Source organism: Pseudomonas sp. LFS044, assembly GCF_047978245.1.
GTDB lineage: Bacteria > Pseudomonadota > Gammaproteobacteria > Pseudomonadales > Pseudomonadaceae > Aquipseudomonas.
Genome location: NZ_JBFPFX010000073.1, coordinates 1 through 398, shown reverse-complemented (window position 1 = coordinate 398; position 398 = coordinate 1). Strand labels below are relative to the sequence as shown.

1 protein-coding gene is annotated in these 398 nt (G+C 60.8%); it reads right to left on the bottom strand.

Translation table 11 applies throughout. The features are described 5' to 3' along the window. Nucleotides 1–398: immunoglobulin-like domain-containing protein (locus ACNQPL_RS26665; protein ID WP_416468389.1), on the bottom strand; the 398-nt coding region annotated here is incomplete at both ends.

Sequence of the window (398 nt, the reverse complement as noted above, 5' to 3'; positions counted from 1 at the left end):
AGTGGCCTGGGTATCCGGGCTGTCGGTGACGGTAGTGGTCGGGTTACCTGCGGTTTCGAGCTGCTCGTAATTGCCGCCTTCAACCTTGCTGATGCTGTTGGTCAGCGGAGCGTTGGTGTTGTAGACGTTGTTCGGCGCGGTGAAGTTGACCGAACCGGACGACTCACCGACACCGATGGTGATGCTCTGGCCGTTGGCCAGGGTCACGATCAGTGGCGAACCGGTGACCGGCGCGCTGACGGACGCGGTGTAGGTGACCACGCCACCTTCCACGACCGAAGCGTTACCAGTGAGGGTCACGGTCGACGTATCGATCGTATCGCTGACGTTGGTGACGGCTTCGGCTGGATTAACGGCCAGATTCTCGAAATCGCCACCGGTGGTGCCGGTGACACTTA